Below are 15,647 nucleotides of genomic sequence, written 5' to 3' on the forward strand. Positions count from 1 at the left end.
CGTCGGGGGCACAACTTGGCAATCATGCCCGGAAAATTGTCTTTCAGTCTAGCGCCAACTCCTATGGAGCTTCTGAAAGAGCCTTCCGCTAAGCCACAACTGCCCAGGTCACCAGGAAAATAAGGAAGATTACCACGACGGTCGCAGCGATGAAAAGTGCATTCGTGTTGTCCTTCTTGTCCGGTATGCGTGAACCTGACGGCACCGCCGGAGTTACAGGCGCTGAAGGATCAATGTGCTCCGTGGACGAGATGGGGTTTGCCGGTGTGAAAAATCCGGTTGGCCGACTGTGTTCTGTCGGCCCCGATGGCTCTGGCCACAGCTGCTGTTGCTGCTGCGATATGCGCGGTAGCGGAGATTGCTGTTCGGGTTGCGAGGGTGGTGTCACACGGGCCTCTGGCCTCGGTTGTGACTGGTCCTCTGGTGTGGGCACGTGCTGCCTAGGCAGTGCGGCCGGAGACGAGGTCGAGCTCGCTGCCTTGTCGAGAGCCGAGATGAACTCCTGCGCCGTGGCATAGCGGCGCATGGGCACGCCATCGAGGGCTTTATCTAACGCCTTCTGTACGTGGCTAGCCACTCGCGCGGTTTCCGGAGCTAGGAAATCGGCAAAGGCCGCACTCGTCAGATCGGGGAGGCGACGCTCCCCTATCCACTCGCTGCGGGGCATCGTGTCTTTGAGATGATGCAGAGTCAACATTTCAAAGGCGATGAGTGCCAAGGCGTAATCGTCTGCACGGGCCGAGAGATCATCATCGCCATAAGCTCGGCCATTGTTCTCGGGGGCCAAATACTTTTCTGTTCCTACGATGTGCCCAATCCTTGTCAGGCGGGACTGGCCTTCCTGAATGCTGATGCCGAAGTCCGTGAGGACAGCTGGCGGGAGACTACCTGGACGCTTCCGAAGCAGAATATTCGCCGGCTTGACGTCGCGGTGTACCCAGCCAGGATGTAACTCGTGGTGCATGTAGTCCAATGCCGAGGCAATCGGCTTGAGGTAATAGACAACCTCATTCACGCTAAAGCCTCGTCCAGTGCGGGCGCGATCCTTAATCGCATGCGCGAGAGTGCCACCGTCAATAAAGGCCATGACCATAACGTCGTCACCACGCGGAGTTGACTCCTTGGAGTAGAACTGAACCACGCCGGGATGGCTTCCGATACGGGTCAGCGCCTTCATCTCGTTGTGGAAGCGGGCGCGTGAGGCTTCATCACGGACATCATCAAGCAGCACCTTGACCGCTAGTTCTCGGGAGAGATCTGGATCCGTCGCATGAAAGACCTGCCCCATGCCGCCTTCACCCAACAGGTACACGGTGGTGTAGCGCTTATGTTGGGTAAGCCACTGAACGAAATAGGAACTAGTCACCTGACCATTGCACCATATGCAAAGAGTGCGCTGAGTCTGCCATGTCCCGTCTCCCCCGAATGGAGGGTACTCCCCTCGGTTGATGCCGGTTCGGGCATGCTCGTTATGATCGCTGTTGTTCTCAATCGTCTTTCCAAGGACTTTATGACTACCCCAGGATTTGGCACGAACTCTTATTCCGAGCAGCACGACCTCACCCCGGCTTCTGCTCACCCGGCTTCTGCTGTCTCTGAACAGCGCAATAATGTGCCGATCATGTGCGCGATCGCCATCCTCATCGCGCTCATGATCTCCGGAATCGTTATTTGGAACGACGTGCGCTCCACCAGCCAAGAAGTACCTGTGGCAGGAGAAAACTCCGACACTGCCGTGGCCTCGGAAGATCCAGAGCTTGAGCCCAAGGACAGTGCTGCGGAAGAGGCCCCACCGATCACAGACGCCGCGGCGGATGCTTCCGACGTTGCTGCGGTTCCGCCCGGCCTGACTGCCGCCGGTTGGTCCGATTTCCCGGAGGCACGCTGTCAGAACCGTGAATCGATGGTCTTCGCAGCAGCTGGCTCCGACCCGAATTCACACATTGTTATCTGCGAGAGTCACGATTCCCTCGTCTACCGCGGTGTGTGGTCAAGCGGCGCTGCCTTTGGACCGGCAAGAGGCAACGGCACTGATTTCAGCGCTGCCATTGTGGATCCCGCAAGTGGCGCCACCACTGGTTCAGTATTGACTATCCGCGGCAAGGACTATGCCATCGACGACGATACCGGAGTCTTTGACGTGTACTGGCCGAAATAAGGGTGGGCGAGCTTCTGCCTCGACGTTATACCGCTCCCTGCTGGCAGCCGGCCGAAGGCCACTCCACGTCAGCGGACTCCAGCTGAGACACAAGGCGAGTGAGCATCTGTTGGGCATCGCCGTACTGCCCAGATTCAGCTTCGGCATAGATCGCCACGGCTACCGTACGGCCGCCAAGGGTGATAAGCCCCATCTGGCGGGCCTCATAGGATCCATCGGTGGCTGGACCCCATCCACCCTTCTTCACTGCTCCTTCGAGGCTTCCAAGGCCATAGTTTTGCGCCGGATCGGATTGCCCCATCGCCGCGAGCACTGCCTCCGCGCCATCCATGCAGCCCAGGGAGGAAACGAACTCAGCTTGTTGGGCCACCGACCACTGGGTTTGTCCAAAGGAACTAAAACCCTCGCGCGGCGGGGTCGCTGGCACTGTGACCGTTCCGATGACGTCCTGCGTTGCCTGCGCTGCTTTCTCACCACCACCGAGTGCGGACCACAGCGAATCAGCAGCAGCGTTATCGGAATACGTGATTGCTTGAGACACAGCACCGGAATCAGCTACCCCGGCACGCTCAGCGGCGATGGCGAGGGGAACCTTCGACGTCGACCATGCGGCCACTGGGTCGGTGATTCCCGCGGCAAAGACTTCGTCAGCACCGGCCACGGCGATGCCGGTTCCGGGGTTCTCCGCCGCGATGGCGTCGAGGGCTTCCTGGGGGCTAGCCGCCTCAATCACGGGAACGTCCTCCATCGTGTCGGGGGCGGATGAGGTTTCCGGCAGCGTAGGCTGCGGAGTCGAGGGGCCGAGTGCTGACGGATCCTCGGCAGAGTCATGGGAGGAGACGTCCCCAATCGTGCAGGCGCTGAGCAGCGCTACCGACACGACGGTCGCGGTAGCAAGCGCGGAATCGCGCAGTGTCAACATTCGGCGCATTAGAGGATGTACACGATCGCGTTGTTGCCACCAGTGCACGTGACAAATTTACCGTTATCGGAGCAGTCCATCGAGTAGGTCTGCTTGGTCACCGGACTGTAGGCGGAAATCGTCGCGTTGAGTTCTTTGGTATCGACGTAGTGCTTCACGTATTCATCGCGCACGATGTTGGCAAAGGCCTCGGAGGTAACCGTGGAACCGCGGTATATGCTGTTAAAGTTTCCGCCCGGTTCGTTGTTGCGGGCAGCGTCGTTCACGGGCTCAGCACCAGCTGGGAGCTCAGGGTGCTCGGGGCGTTTCTTCGGTTCGGAGCTCGTAGTCTGTTCCGAAGAGGTCGGTGACTCCGCGGTTCCCGCTGTAGAGTTTGCTTCGCCCTCATCGCCTGTGGCCTCCTCGGTTGCCTGCACGCCCGTGGTCAGTGGCGGCTGGGCCTGATGCCCAGAAGTGGAGTTCTTAAAGAAGAAGAGGTAGCCCAGCGCAGCAATGACGAGGAGAACGGCGAGGATCAGAACGGCGATGAGAACCATCTTGCCGCCGTTGGAGGAGCTAGAGTGTGCCGTGGCCTGCTGCGGGTATGCGGCAGGCGAACCACCAGCGGGCGCTGCCTGCTGTCCCCACTGGTTCTGCTGTCCTTGCCAGCCCTGCTGACCTGGGCTTTGTTCCTGTGTAGGAAACTGCTGGGTCGGATGTGCAGTACCCGGTTGTGCGAAGGGATTGGAGTACTGACGATCTTGGCTCAAAGGGCCTGACTGAGGCTCAAAGTCCACAGTCTCCGGGTGGGTATCCTTGCGCGATGAGTGCGGTTGGCCGCCGTGTTCCTGAGGGTGGGGCGCGCCGAATCCATGGTTGCGTTCTGAGTCAGTCACCGAAACCTCCGTTTCTACAGTGCCTGCAGCGTCGATGTCTGGAGTGGTTGCCGCTACAGCGAGTACAGTGCCTCCATCTTTGCACAGTGGTGACGGATATCTTGCTCAATTTCTTAGCGCAGTCACGAGCGCGCGGGGAATATCCCTCAAAAGTGGCAAGCACCGCGCGGGATAAGGCGGATACGGTTTAAGTTGTTAGAGACACCTCTCACGCATGCGGAAAGGCGGGTACGGACCCATGACATTTCCTTCTGGCCCCTCGGGCACACCATCTGGACGCTCAGGAGGTAACTCCGGTTTCGGTACCCCTCGTCCCGGCTTTGGATCTCCTGCCGGGAGTTCTGGGGGTTCCGGCCATGGTGGGCCGCCGCCCTTCGGCAGCCGCCCCCAGAGCCCGGGGTCGTATCCGGGTGCTCCTACTGGCGGTAGTAGCGCCAACGCGCAGCCCGTTTTCGGTGGCGGGTCGACGCCTCCCCCGGGTCATGCCCAGTCGGGCCAACCACAGTCGTCGTTCCACGCCCCGAACCAGCCCCCGCATCAGCCACAGACACCGCAGTACTCCGCCCCGACGTCCCCGCAAGGCGCCGGCAAAGGAAAAGGCAGGTTCAGCGGCGCGATTGGCGCGCTCATTGCCCTCCTCGTTGTCCTCGCCATTGTTTTAGGTGTTGGCGCGTGGTTTATCTGGGGCCGTGACTCCGCCGATGCTGCACAGGCAGGGGCGTCCTCGGAGCAGACGTCGACAGCCGCGCTCGCCGGCACTCCGATTAGCACGCATGGCAGCATCGAGACGGATCTCACCGAACAGGATGCGGTTATCGCACGCACTCTGTTTCCGGATTCCTATGTCTCCCACGGAGGCAGCACAAATATCGCTGATGTGCAGCTGGCTGAGGGGCAGAGCCAACTCATCGCGGTCTTTGGGTTTATTGATAATCGTGAGAACACCAAGGCTGCCAGCGCTACAGTTACCGTCAATGGAAGTGATGGCGCAGAGCTTGCATCGTTCGAGGTCCCCGTCGAGGAAGCAGTGGAAATGCCCATCAACGTGGCGAATCACCAGACACTGCGTTTTACCTTTACCTACAAGGATTCCGCCGGCAATCCTGCTGAGAACACCGGCTTCGCGGTGGCCTCACTGCACGCGCAGTAATAACCCGCATACCACGCAAGCCGCCCCTCAACCAGTGCGCTGCACCGAGCTGAGGGGCGGCTTTGTCAGGTCCTGCGCATACCGTCAGGACAAAGCTTTCAGGGAATTTAGTGGAAGAAGTGGCGCGTACCGGTGAAGTACATGGTCACACCGGCCTTCTTCGCGGCCTCAATGACCTCTTCGTCGCGGATGGAACCACCCGGCTGAACAACGGCTTTCACGCCGGCTTCAAGGAGGACTTCGAGGCCATCAGCGAACGGGAAGAAAGCATCGGAGGCTGCGAAGGAGCCCTCGGTACGGTTGGTGCCGTCCGCCAGAGTGTTGGCACGCTCGACGGCGAGCTTGGCAGAGTCCACGCGGTTGACCTGGCCCATGCCCACGCCCACGGTGGCGTTATCCTTGGCCAGCAGGATGGCGTTGGACTTCACCGCGCGCACGGAGCGCCAGGCAAACTCGAGCTGTGCCAAGTCGGACTCGTTGAGAGCCTCGCCCGCAGCCAGCGTCCAGTTGGCTGGGTTATCTCCCTCTGCCTGGTAAGTATCCGGCTCCTGGGTGAGCACACCACCGGAGATGAACTTAACTTCCTCCTCCGGCGCTTCGTGCTCTGCCTGCAGCACGCGCAGGTTCTTCTTGGCCTTGAGGACGTCAATGGCGCCCTCCTCATAGGACGGGGCAACGATAACCTCGGTGAAGATCTCCTTGACCTGCTCGGCCATCTCCACGGTCACCTCACGGTTGACGGCGATAACGCCACCGAAGGCGGACATGGGGTCGCAGGCGTGTGCTGCGCGGTGAGCAGCCGCGATGGACTCTTCAGATACCGCGATGCCACACGGATTAGCGTGCTTGATGATCGCCACGCAGGGGCGATCATGATCCCAAGCCGCGCGCCAGGCAGCGTCGGCGTCCTGGTAATTGTTGTAGCTCATCTCCTTGCCGTTGAACTGCTGTGCATTAGCCAGTCCGGTAGTGCCGATGCGGGTCACGGTGGCGGTCTGGTGGGAGTTCTCGCCATAGCGCAGCGAGGTGGTTGTAGGCTCCTCGCTGAGCTGATCGACGAACCATGCAGACACCGCGGCGTCATAATCGGCAGTGTGCAGGAAGGCATCACGGGCTAGGCCGCGGCGCTGCTCCAGAGTGAAACCGCCGGTGGCGACGGCCTCAGCGACATCGCCGTAACGAGCCGGGTCCACGACAACCGCCACCGATGGGTGGTTCTTTGCGGCCGCGCGGACCATGGAGGGGCCGCCGATGTCGATTTGCTCGACGCAGCCATCGAAGTCCGCGCCGGACGCTACGGTCTCACGGAAGGGGTACAGGTTGACCACGACGAGCTGGAACGGCTCCACGTCGAGCTCAGACAGCTGGTTAAGGTGATCGTCCTTGCGGGTATCCGCCAGGATGCCGGCATGCACGCGCGGGTGCAAAGTCTTGACGCGGCCTTCCAGGCACTCCGGGAAGCCGGTAAGCTTCTCCACGGGGGTGACCTCGATGCCCAGATCCGCAATCTTCTTCGCGGTGGAGCCGGTAGAGACGATTTCTACTCCGGCCTTGTCGAGGGCCTGGGCAAGGTCCTCCAAACCGGTCTTGTCGTAAACGCTAATCAGTGCGCGCTTGATGGTCTTACGATCTTCGCTCATGGTGTGGGGACTCTAGCCTTCCTTGCGGTTGTTGCAGTTGTTACAGCTCAATGGTCAGCGCCGCATCCTGCGCGCGGGATGCCCGCAGGACAGTGACGATGAGTTCTCTTTCGACCACTTTGATGCGCTCGTGCAGGCTGGCTTCGTCATCTTCAGGCAGCACTCGCACGGGTTCTTGGGCGATGATGGCGCCAGTATCGACACCGGCATCAACAAAGTGGACTGTGGAGCCTGTGACCTTGGCACCGTAAGCCAGCGCGTCGCGCACGCCGTGCGCGCCCTTGAAGGCAGGCAACAACGCCGGGTGGGTGTTGATGGTGCGACCTTCGAAGCGGTCCAGAAAATCCTTCCCCAGAATCTTCATAAATCCCGCAGAAACAACAATGTCTGGCTGCGCAGCATCTACTGCAGCAACCAGACTCTTATTCCATTCGGCACGGTCAGCACCCATTTCCACGACCTCGGTGGCGATTCCCGCCGCCTGTGCGCGTTCGATGCCCTTACAGGGCACGTCCGCGATGACTTTGACTACGCCGTAGTGTTCGTCCTGACCATCGAGGATGGCCTGCAGCAAGGAGCCGGTTCCAGAAACGAGAACCACGACGTTGAGGCGGGCAGAAGTAGCGGGCTGGTGCGGTGTAGTCACGCGCTACAGCCTAGCCGCTGCGAAGCCTAAACAGGGAATTTCTTACTCCTTAGTGGGGTCCGAGTGCACGTGCTTGGCGACGTCCCCCTCATCACCCTCATCACTCACGCCACCGTGGTCCTCGTCCGCATCACTGATTTCTGGAGCTTCCGGTGTCTCATCCTCCGCCGGTGTCTCATCCTCCGCCGGTTCCTCAGGGTCTATTGCTTCCTCAGGGTCTGCCGCTGCTTCAGCGTCATCAGTCTCATCAGCGAGCATGGCGGATACAGGCACTGCAGTCGCGGCTTCAGAATCAACTTCGGCCTCGACCACATCAGGTTCAATAGATTCAGACGACTCAGTGGACTCAGTAGAGTCAGCTGCGACGGTCCCTGTTGTGGTCTCTGTTGTCGCAGTGGGCACCGCAGCATTCTCGACATCGGCCTTGACGCCGGCAGTCTTGGCTTCGGTTCCATCACCGCGACGCCAGGCCATCAACGCATTAGCCGCGGCGAAGCCGACCCCCACGACAAGGCACCACAGTGCGCTGAGCCCCACCGCAGTCCAGAGCTCGGGACCGGTATAGCCGTAGGCCCCAAGGGTGCCGGAGACACCGTAAACGGCAGCCAACGCAGCAAGGGCAGCAACCACAGCCGCAGTGACGGCCACCTGGAAGTTCACCAACGCTCGGCGACGAGCAAAGGCCACAGCAGCAGCCAGAGCGGGCAGTGCAAGGAGAACCACAGCCCAGGAGCTAACGCTCGGAGGCACGGCGGCTGCCAGCGGCAACGGCGGCAAAGGCACCATATGACTGCTAAACAGGCTCACGCTACTCTCCGGCCCGATGTGCAGTTCCGAACCGCTCAGCACGGAACCCGCGGCCACGACGGCGTTAGGCAGGTACAGAATGCTCACAAAAATCAGTCCGGCGGTCCCCAGGGCATCAAGCGCCGGATACTGCGCCAGCATCTCAGCCTGTCGCGGCCACCCCAGAGCCCACAGGACAACAACGAGGACGAAACCACTGACGACGAGGTATCCGAGGTAGCTGAGACCGATGCGGGAGGCGTCGACAAGCACGTGCGGCACCCCGCCCCGCTTAGCCAGCGCCTTCCACAGACGCGTGCCCATACCTCCGATGAGCGCTGCTGAATGCAGGAGAAGCATGCGCGGAAGCACCACATAAAGCGCCGGTGGGGACACGTCATAGGCCTTACCAGCGTCCCACAGCATCAGCCAGGCCAGACATGTCAAGACGAGCGGTACGGCAAAGACACAGCCGGTGAGGACAATCAGATCATTAATACTGACTTTGTCCTTAATCGCTGTGCGCACGCGGGACCCCACCAACCAGGCCAGCAGCACCGCAGGTAAGGCCGGCAAGAAACCAAGATCAACGCCTCCAGCACGAATTGGCGCGAGGTTAAAGACCATCCAGGCTTCCGCCACGATGGTGTTGAACCATGCGGATGGCGAGCTCGTCAGCAACAGCGCGGCGATGACCACGACAATAATGCCCAGCACCACCACCAGATTGGGGACGGCAACCACCATGAGCATGCGGCGGATACGCTCCCGCAGCGTCGTAGGCCCCTGGGCGCGGCGCGCCTTAGCCTTAGCGGACTCCACCCCTTTAATTCGCTGAGCAGGCGCGCGGCGATCGCGGCGGGAAGAACGCTTGGAACGCTCGCCATCCTGGCCATGTCCACGCACCTGAGTGCGCGGCCGGGTTGCCGACCGTGACTGGGGACTCGTTTTCTTATTCATTGGCGTCCACTTTGCCACGCCCTACTCCCCCAACAGGGGTGGCGCGGCGGGGCTAGACCCAAATGATCGCTTGGCCGCAGGTGGTGGCCGAGAAGCCACACAGAGACAGCCCACACAAACAGCAAAATCTCAGCCCACAGACTCAAGCCCTCAGGTAGATGCAAATATTCTTGCACTACCCCCGTTGGGTAGTCACACTCATCACAACAATTAGCTTCAGTACCATTACTGTTAGGATTTACGGCACATACAAAGGAAAAACAGCAAACTGGGTTGCCCTAACTTTCCTGAGACGCTACTGTTACATCTCGTTGGTAACAGGAAGGTCACAATCGGATAACCAACCGGCCGAGAACGTAACGTTGACGCCGGACGGACGATGGTGAATGAAGACGGAAGAAGAGTTCATGCGAAGCAAGACTCAGCGGAGCGCAGGTCGCCACCGCAAGATCACCACCTCGCAGACCGCGAAGGGACGCATTGCAGTCGTCACCGTCGCTGCTGGCGCCGTGTCCACCGCAGGTGTTGGCGGCGCAGCCGCAGGCACCATTCAGTCTGGCGGCACTGAGGAGACTAAGACCCAGCCCATCGACTACGCCCTTCAGGCAGATACCGATCCGCTGAAGGACGTTCAGACGTCCATCGAGGATGCCGCACCCCAGATTCTCGCCATCGCCGAGTCTAAGCCGGTTGCAGATCTCTCCGCACAGCTCGACAAGGCCATCCAGGCCGCCAATGCCCGCGCCGCGGCCGATGAGGCCAACCGTGCGCCTTCCGTCGCTCGCCCGGCCGAGGGTGTATTCACCTCTGGCTTCGGCACGCGCTGGGGCTCCTTCCACTCTGGCATCGATATCGCTAACGCAGTCGGCACTCCCATCCTTTCCGTCATGGACGGCACCGTCATCGACTCCGGCCCGGCTTCCGGCTTCGGCCAGTGGATCCGCATCAAGCACGATGATGGCTCCATGAGCGTCTACGGCCACATGCAGACCCTCGACGTTGCTGTGGGCGAGCGCGTGCATGCCGGCCAGAAGATTGCAGGCATGGGTTCCGAGGGCTTTTCCACCGGCTCCCACCTTCACTTCGAAATTCACCCCACGGGTGAAGGCGCCGTAGATCCGATTCCGTGGCTGGCAGAGCGCGGAGTCGTCATCTCCTAGAACCCCAACTCTTCTCAACCTTCCACCAGCCCCGGCGGCTCAGAGCACTCACGCTCTGGGCCGCCTTTGGCGTTAAAGCCTCCCCCACCGCGCCTCGCAGAAGATCTCACCCGGGGCCAAAGCGTTACCCCCAGCTACTACACCCTTGACTCGACTGATGGTTACCCGGTAACTTACCGGGTATGCAACACATTTTACTGATAACTCCCCCGGGAGGTGACCATGTCCGTAAAACATTCCGTCCTCGCATTACTCAGTGAGGAACCCGCCACCGCCAGCCGAATCAAGACCCGCTTTGCTGAGTCCTTTGATGACCTCTGGCCGCTCAACATGGGTCAAATTGCCCAGACCTTGAGCCGCCTCGAGCGCGACGGCCTCATCACCGTCGACGGCGAAGTTACCGGCCCCACCGGGCGGCGTTCCACGAGTTACGCCCTTACTGACGCCGGCCGGGACGAGCTAGCCGGTTGGTGGACGTCAACAACCAACAAAGACGCTATCGAGCGCGACGAACTCGTCCTCAAAGTAACGCTTGCCGCACGGCGCTCCGATGTGGACGTCATTGCTGTGCTGGACGCCCAGCGCTTCGCCACCGTCCGCCAGCTCCGCGAGCTCAACCGCCAGGCCGCTGAACTCCCCGCGGAACGCAGCGCCCAGCGCCTCGCCGTCGAACGCCACATTTTCGACCTTGAATCCCTCTCACGCTGGCTCGACCGCGTGGAATCCCTGGCCAACCCATCCACCCCCACCGATACCGAGGAGGCCCCGCAATGACTCCCACCTCTGTGCCAGCAACACAGCACCTGCCCTTCCCGCTCGAGCTGGAGAACATCACTTGTGTCTTCGGCAGCGGCGCTCGCCAGGTCACCGCACTGGACTCAGTCAACCTCCAGCTCTCCCCCGGCGAGCTAGTAGCCGTTATGGGTCCTTCCGGTTCCGGAAAATCTACGTTGCTCAACGTGGCGGGGCTCCTACAGCCACCCACATCGGGCCGCGTGCTTCTCGACGGCGCCGACGCCTCCCACCTCTCCAAGGCCAAGGCTGCGCTGGCTAGGCGCCGCCATGTCGGCTTGGTATTTCAGCACTTTAACCTGGTGTCGTCCCTGACCGTGGGTGAGAACGTTGCTCTACCCCTTGAGCTGGATGGACTTTCACCGTCACAATGCCGCGATGCTGCAGAGGAAGCATTAAGCGAGGTGGGCCTCGACGGCACCATTGACCGCTTCCCCGAGGAAATCTCCGGCGGCCAAGCTCAGCGTGTCGCCATTGCTCGCGCGCTCATCGGGCCACGCAAGGTGCTGCTCGCTGATGAGCCGACAGGAGCCCTCGATACCGCAACGAGTGAGGACATCATGAAGGTACTGCGCTCCCGCATCGACGCCGGGGCTTCTGGGCTGCTCGTTACCCACGAGCCGCGCTTTGCCGGCTGGGCCGACCGCGTTGTCATGGTTCGCGACGGCCGCCTCACCGGTGAGGAGGCACGCTAGTATGTCAGCGCTTACCGCCGCTACCCGCCCTACCCGGCGCGACCTATGGCGCCACCCGTGGCGCACATGTGCCGCCATCATCCTTATCGCACTACCAGTGGCCCTCGTGGTGGGATTCTCCTTGTTCTCGGCGTCCTCCACGTTCAATACTTTCCTTCTGTCACCCGAGCGTAGCATTCAGGTCCGTAGCGACCAGAAGGAGACCACCAACGCTGACGTTCCCGAGCTCGCTTCTGAGATTCTCCCTGAAGGCGCAACCGTCTCGCCTATCACCAGCTTCGCCAACACGTCGGTACTCGTAGGTGACCGGTCTACCAGTTCCTGGTTGGTGCAGTTTGATGCGGAGAATCCACCGGAGAAGGCGCGGGAGGTCGTCGACAAGCTGGGGCTTGGACCAAACGAGATCGTCCTATCGCGCGGCTCTGCCCGCGAGCTCGATGCCGCAGTGGGCGATACCGTGACGTTTCTGGGCCGCTCCATCGACGGCGAGCGCCACGCCACAGTGGCCGCCATCGGACCAGACAATTTCAGTTTCGTCACCGCCCCTGCCCTAGGAGATCCCCCGGGTCACGCATCGACCAACACTACGTGGGCCATCAACGGCGATGTCCAGCTCACCTCTGAGATGGAGGACGCCGCCGCGCAGCAGGGACTCGACCTGTGGGGCCCCGAGCTAAGCGAATCTCTCCCAGACCAAGCACACGCGCCCACCCCCGGGGAAGCACTAGAAACCGTCGTTTTCTTCGTGTTCTTCGCCAGCGTCTATATCATCGCTGGCCTACTCATTCTTTTCCTCCTGGCACCTGTATTCACACTCGCCATGGGGCGCAATACGCGCCTTTATGCACTCATGTCCAGTCAAGGAGCAATGCCGCGCCATATCATGCTGGCGGTTATGGCCTACGGTTTCTTCATGGGCATCCTCGGCGCCACGATCGGCTTGACCCTGGGACTGGGTGGCGGATGGCTGGCGTGGACGGCGCGGTACCCGGACTTCCCCGTCCACATGCCATGGGCTGAGGGCATCATTGCCTGGCTCGTCGCAGTCGTGGGATCAGTGGTGGTGTCCATCGTCCCGGCGTGGCTGGCTCAACGCAGCGCCTTGGCCGCGGCTATTCAGGGCGGCGCTCCTGACCGTCTGCTGCGCTTCCGGCCGTGGATGGCCATCGGTCCTGTGGCGTTGCCGCTCCTGTTACTCCTCAGCTTCACCCCGTTTGGCAGGATGTTTTCCGCTCTCATTGTGCTCTTCGGCATGATCGCCATCGCCGGCTCCGCCCCCGCACTAGTTTTCCTCTGCTCAAAGATTGCCCGGCGCGGGCCGTTGACGCTCCGACTTGCAGGTCGCAGCCTGACCCGCCGCAGCATGCATGCATTGCCGACGGCCATCGCCATCGTCGCCGTCTCGTTCGTCGCCACAGTGTTCGGCGTGTCCACCATGACCGAGGACGCCAAGCACCGCGCTGAAGAGCAGATCATCATGCCGAGAACTTCAGCGCTCATCCAGAGTGAAACGTACGGCGATCCTGTGAAGGAATCGAATGAGGCGGAACGCGCGGCTGCCGACGCCGTCATCAACACCGCCCCAGGCTCCACTCACCCCTATTACACGTACCCGTCCTATGGGGGTTACTCCTGGGCAGAGGAAGATCGAGAGATCTACGACCTCAGCACCGAGTTTGATTTTTTGTGCGAGCAAGTTGATATCACCGTGCCGGTTGACAGGGCCGTGTTCATCGACTCGCAAGGACGCCGCACCGATGAATCAGAGGAAGCGCGCGAGGAGTGCGCACACGAGATGATGACGATGTACGTCAGTAACTCGATGATCTCTGATTCCCGCCTCATCCAGGCTGACTCCGCGCAGTTGGACCTGTGGCAGTTCGATACGGAACAGGACCGCCAGGCCGCTGCCCGCACACTCGATGCCGGAGGCATTGTGCTTGCCCACAATTCTCATGTTGGAACGCACACTGAAGGCACGGTGACTGTGGATACGTTCGAGGATTCTTCTGCCAGTGCAAAGACCGACACACGGTCTGCTGACCTGCCCATCACTGAAGCCTTGCCCACCATGGCACGTGACATCGTTCTTGTGAGCCCGCAGGCAGGCGAGGCCTTGGGAATGGAACCGTTCTATGAGGGACGTGCTATTGCTTTAGACGAGGTTCCGGATAACACGACGCGCGAGGAGCTTAGCGACGCCGCCGCCCAAGCCTCCCAGTCCCAGTACTACCTTGCCTGGGCCTCGGGTCCCGTTGAGGACGTTCGCTTCTACCCGGCCCTCGGCATGGGTGTGGTCTGCTTGGTGGTTCTGGCGCTCATCATCGCTAATGCCGCCACGAGCATGCGTCAGGAGAACAACGTGTTCCAGTCCATCGGCGCTGACCCGGGGCTCATGTCACGGGTGTCGGCGTGGCAGACCTGGCTGGTGGCCACCGCAAGCATGCTCTTCGGTGTGCTGGCTGGTCACATTGGCACGTATGTCTTCTGCGATAACCCGCGCTACTTACTCGATCCGCCTTCCTATGCGCTGCGCGGCCAGGACTACTTCGTCCCCGACTGGTGGTCTTTCCTCGCGGTGCTTGTGGTGCCGCTGATCGCTGCAGCCCTTGCCGCCGCCGTGAACCGCACGCGGGAAGGAGCTGCGCTCACAGCTCGTGACCGTAGTGAGAGCAGGTCGCTGACCTAACGTGTCTGGAACCACCCCAGCTCGCTAGCACGAGCTCGACACCCCTCTCCGCCTCGGACCACCTCCGGTCCGGGGCACCCCCATTTCATACCCCCATTCTTTAAACCACTACTTTACCCTTGTAACTATTTTCACTTCAGTCACATGCGTAACATGCAGGGCTGTTCGATGATTTTTCGAACAATTCCTGGGTTTACCTGCATTTTTCACATTGCACAGGGGGTCAACCCGGGATAGTTTGTATCTCGTTGCCACACGGACTCACACGATGGCGTTAAGACGCCGGCGTGTCGCTGGCCGCGCGGCGGCACCGCGGTTGTTAGGACCGCAGCCCATCACTCACAGGTTTCATGCTGAGGGCCCTACCTCAGCAGAAGTCGCCGATACAGCTAGCCAGAGCAGTTCATAAGGACGTGAAGTTATGAAGCGCACCCTCTGCGCACTCGCCGCCGTGGCAGTTAGCGCCGCCGCTACCGTCACGGCTCCGGCGTTCGCCGCCGAACCAGCGGCGAGCGTAGATGTCTCCGACGGGTCCTCCAAGGGCACGGTCACTACAGACGTCAACGAAGAGTCCCAGTCCGACCTTTTCAAGGCTTTCACTGGGCTCCTCATCTCCACGGCCGGTGCTTTGAACGGCGCATCCGTCCCCACGGTCAATGCCACTGAGAACGGCTATGACATCGTTCTCGACCCTTCCAGCATTCCCGGCCTCGCGGAGGCCTTCGCCCCTGAAGGCGATCACTCTGGTCTCACCCCTATGCGCGGCGAGGATGCGGATGGCAACACCGTAGTGTTCCCGACGTCCGGCACGTTCACCTCTGGCTTCGGCCCACGCTGGGGTTCCTTCCACAACGGTATCGATGTGGCGAACCCGGTTGGCACCCCGATTTACGCCGTCATGGACGGCGAGGTCATTTCTTCAGGCGCAGCCCAAGGCTTCGGCAACTGGATTCGCATCCAGCACGATGACGGCACCATCACCGTCTATGGCCATATGCCGAGCGACCAGCTCTTGGTCAGCGTAGGCGACCGCGTCGAGGCCGGTGACCAGATTTCCGTCATCGGCAACGAGGGCCACTCCACCGGCCCGCACCTGCACTTCGAGGTTCACCCAGGCGGCGGCGCAGCTGTTGACCCAGTGGAGTGGTTCGACGAGCGCGGCATCCTCATCTAA

The 15,647-nt window shown here is 61.1% G+C and carries 13 protein-coding genes; 7 read left to right on the plus strand and 6 right to left on the minus strand.

Annotated elements, in window-relative coordinates; all coding sequences use genetic code 11:
* Positions 1 to 88: 88 nt before the first annotated feature.
* Positions 89 to 1,366: a serine/threonine-protein kinase gene (locus M5J09_RS02015; RefSeq protein ID WP_257156793.1), complete on the minus strand. Its 1,278-nt coding sequence runs from the start codon at positions 1,364 to 1,366 to the stop codon at positions 89 to 91.
* Positions 1,367 to 1,510: 144 nt separating this feature from the next.
* Here M5J09_RS02015 and M5J09_RS02020 point away from each other — a divergent pair, with 144 nt between their 5' ends.
* Positions 1,511 to 2,158: a hypothetical protein gene (locus M5J09_RS02020; RefSeq protein WP_257156794.1), complete on the plus strand. Its 648-nt coding sequence runs from the start codon at positions 1,511 to 1,513 to the stop codon at positions 2,156 to 2,158.
* Positions 2,159 to 2,183: 25 nt separating this feature from the next.
* Here the strand turns inward: M5J09_RS02020 and M5J09_RS02025 are convergent, their stop codons facing one another.
* Entirely contained in the window at positions 2,184 to 3,080 is an 897-nt protein-coding gene (locus M5J09_RS02025) for a hypothetical protein (protein WP_257156795.1), read from the minus strand.
* A gap of 8 nt (positions 3,081 to 3,088) precedes the next feature.
* Positions 3,089 to 3,955: a hypothetical protein gene (locus M5J09_RS02030; protein ID WP_257156796.1), complete on the minus strand. Its 867-nt coding sequence runs from the start codon at positions 3,953 to 3,955 to the stop codon at positions 3,089 to 3,091.
* A gap of 238 nt (positions 3,956 to 4,193) precedes the next feature.
* On the opposite strand from M5J09_RS02030, the gene M5J09_RS02035 reads away from it, so the two are divergent.
* Positions 4,194 to 5,105, plus strand: a complete 912-nt coding sequence (locus M5J09_RS02035; RefSeq protein ID WP_257156797.1) for a hypothetical protein — start codon at positions 4,194 to 4,196, stop codon at positions 5,103 to 5,105.
* 107 nt (positions 5,106 to 5,212) lie between these two features.
* Here the strand turns inward: M5J09_RS02035 and purH are convergent, their stop codons facing one another.
* Genes purH through M5J09_RS02050 form a run of 3 tightly spaced genes read right to left on the minus strand, consistent with a single transcriptional unit; the run spans position 5,213 to position 9,137 of the window.
* Positions 5,213 to 6,745, minus strand: a complete 1,533-nt coding sequence (purH, locus tag M5J09_RS02040; RefSeq protein WP_257156798.1) for a bifunctional phosphoribosylaminoimidazolecarboxamide formyltransferase/IMP cyclohydrolase — start codon at positions 6,743 to 6,745, stop codon at positions 5,213 to 5,215.
* Between the two features lie 40 nt (positions 6,746 to 6,785).
* Positions 6,786 to 7,391, minus strand: a complete 606-nt coding sequence (purN, locus tag M5J09_RS02045) for a phosphoribosylglycinamide formyltransferase (protein ID WP_042530039.1) — start codon at positions 7,389 to 7,391, stop codon at positions 6,786 to 6,788.
* A gap of 42 nt (positions 7,392 to 7,433) precedes the next feature.
* On the minus strand, positions 7,434 to 9,137 hold the full coding sequence (locus tag M5J09_RS02050; RefSeq protein WP_257156799.1) for a DUF6350 family protein: 1,704 nt from the start codon (positions 9,135 to 9,137) through the stop codon (positions 7,434 to 7,436).
* A 407-nt stretch (positions 9,138 to 9,544) separates the two neighbouring features.
* Here M5J09_RS02050 and M5J09_RS02055 point away from each other — a divergent pair, with 407 nt between their 5' ends.
* The 5 genes from M5J09_RS02055 to M5J09_RS02075 all read left to right on the plus strand — a co-directional run bounded on the left by M5J09_RS02055 (position 9,545) and on the right by M5J09_RS02075 (position 15,647).
* Positions 9,545 to 10,297 (plus strand): M23 family metallopeptidase, encoded by a 753-nt coding sequence (locus M5J09_RS02055; RefSeq protein ID WP_257156800.1) that lies wholly within the window; start codon positions 9,545 to 9,547, stop codon positions 10,295 to 10,297.
* Positions 10,298 to 10,519: 222 nt separating this feature from the next.
* On the plus strand, positions 10,520 to 11,071 hold the full coding sequence (locus M5J09_RS02060; protein ID WP_042530037.1) for a PadR family transcriptional regulator: 552 nt from the start codon (positions 10,520 to 10,522) through the stop codon (positions 11,069 to 11,071).
* Positions 11,068 to 11,784: an ABC transporter ATP-binding protein gene (locus M5J09_RS02065; protein ID WP_042530035.1), complete on the plus strand. Its 717-nt coding sequence runs from the start codon at positions 11,068 to 11,070 to the stop codon at positions 11,782 to 11,784. Before M5J09_RS02060 ends, M5J09_RS02065 begins: the two co-directional genes overlap by 4 nt.
* 1 nt (position 11,785) lies before the next feature.
* Complete coding sequence (locus M5J09_RS02070) at positions 11,786 to 14,473, plus strand: FtsX-like permease family protein (protein WP_257156801.1); 2,688 nt, start codon at positions 11,786 to 11,788, stop codon at positions 14,471 to 14,473.
* 421 nt (positions 14,474 to 14,894) lie between these two features.
* Complete coding sequence (locus tag M5J09_RS02075) at positions 14,895 to 15,647, plus strand: M23 family metallopeptidase (protein ID WP_257156802.1); 753 nt, start codon at positions 14,895 to 14,897, stop codon at positions 15,645 to 15,647.

Source organism: Corynebacterium sp. BF-R-2, assembly GCF_024586525.1.
GTDB classification, from domain to species: Bacteria; Actinomycetota; Actinomycetes; order Mycobacteriales; family Mycobacteriaceae; genus Corynebacterium; species Corynebacterium singulare.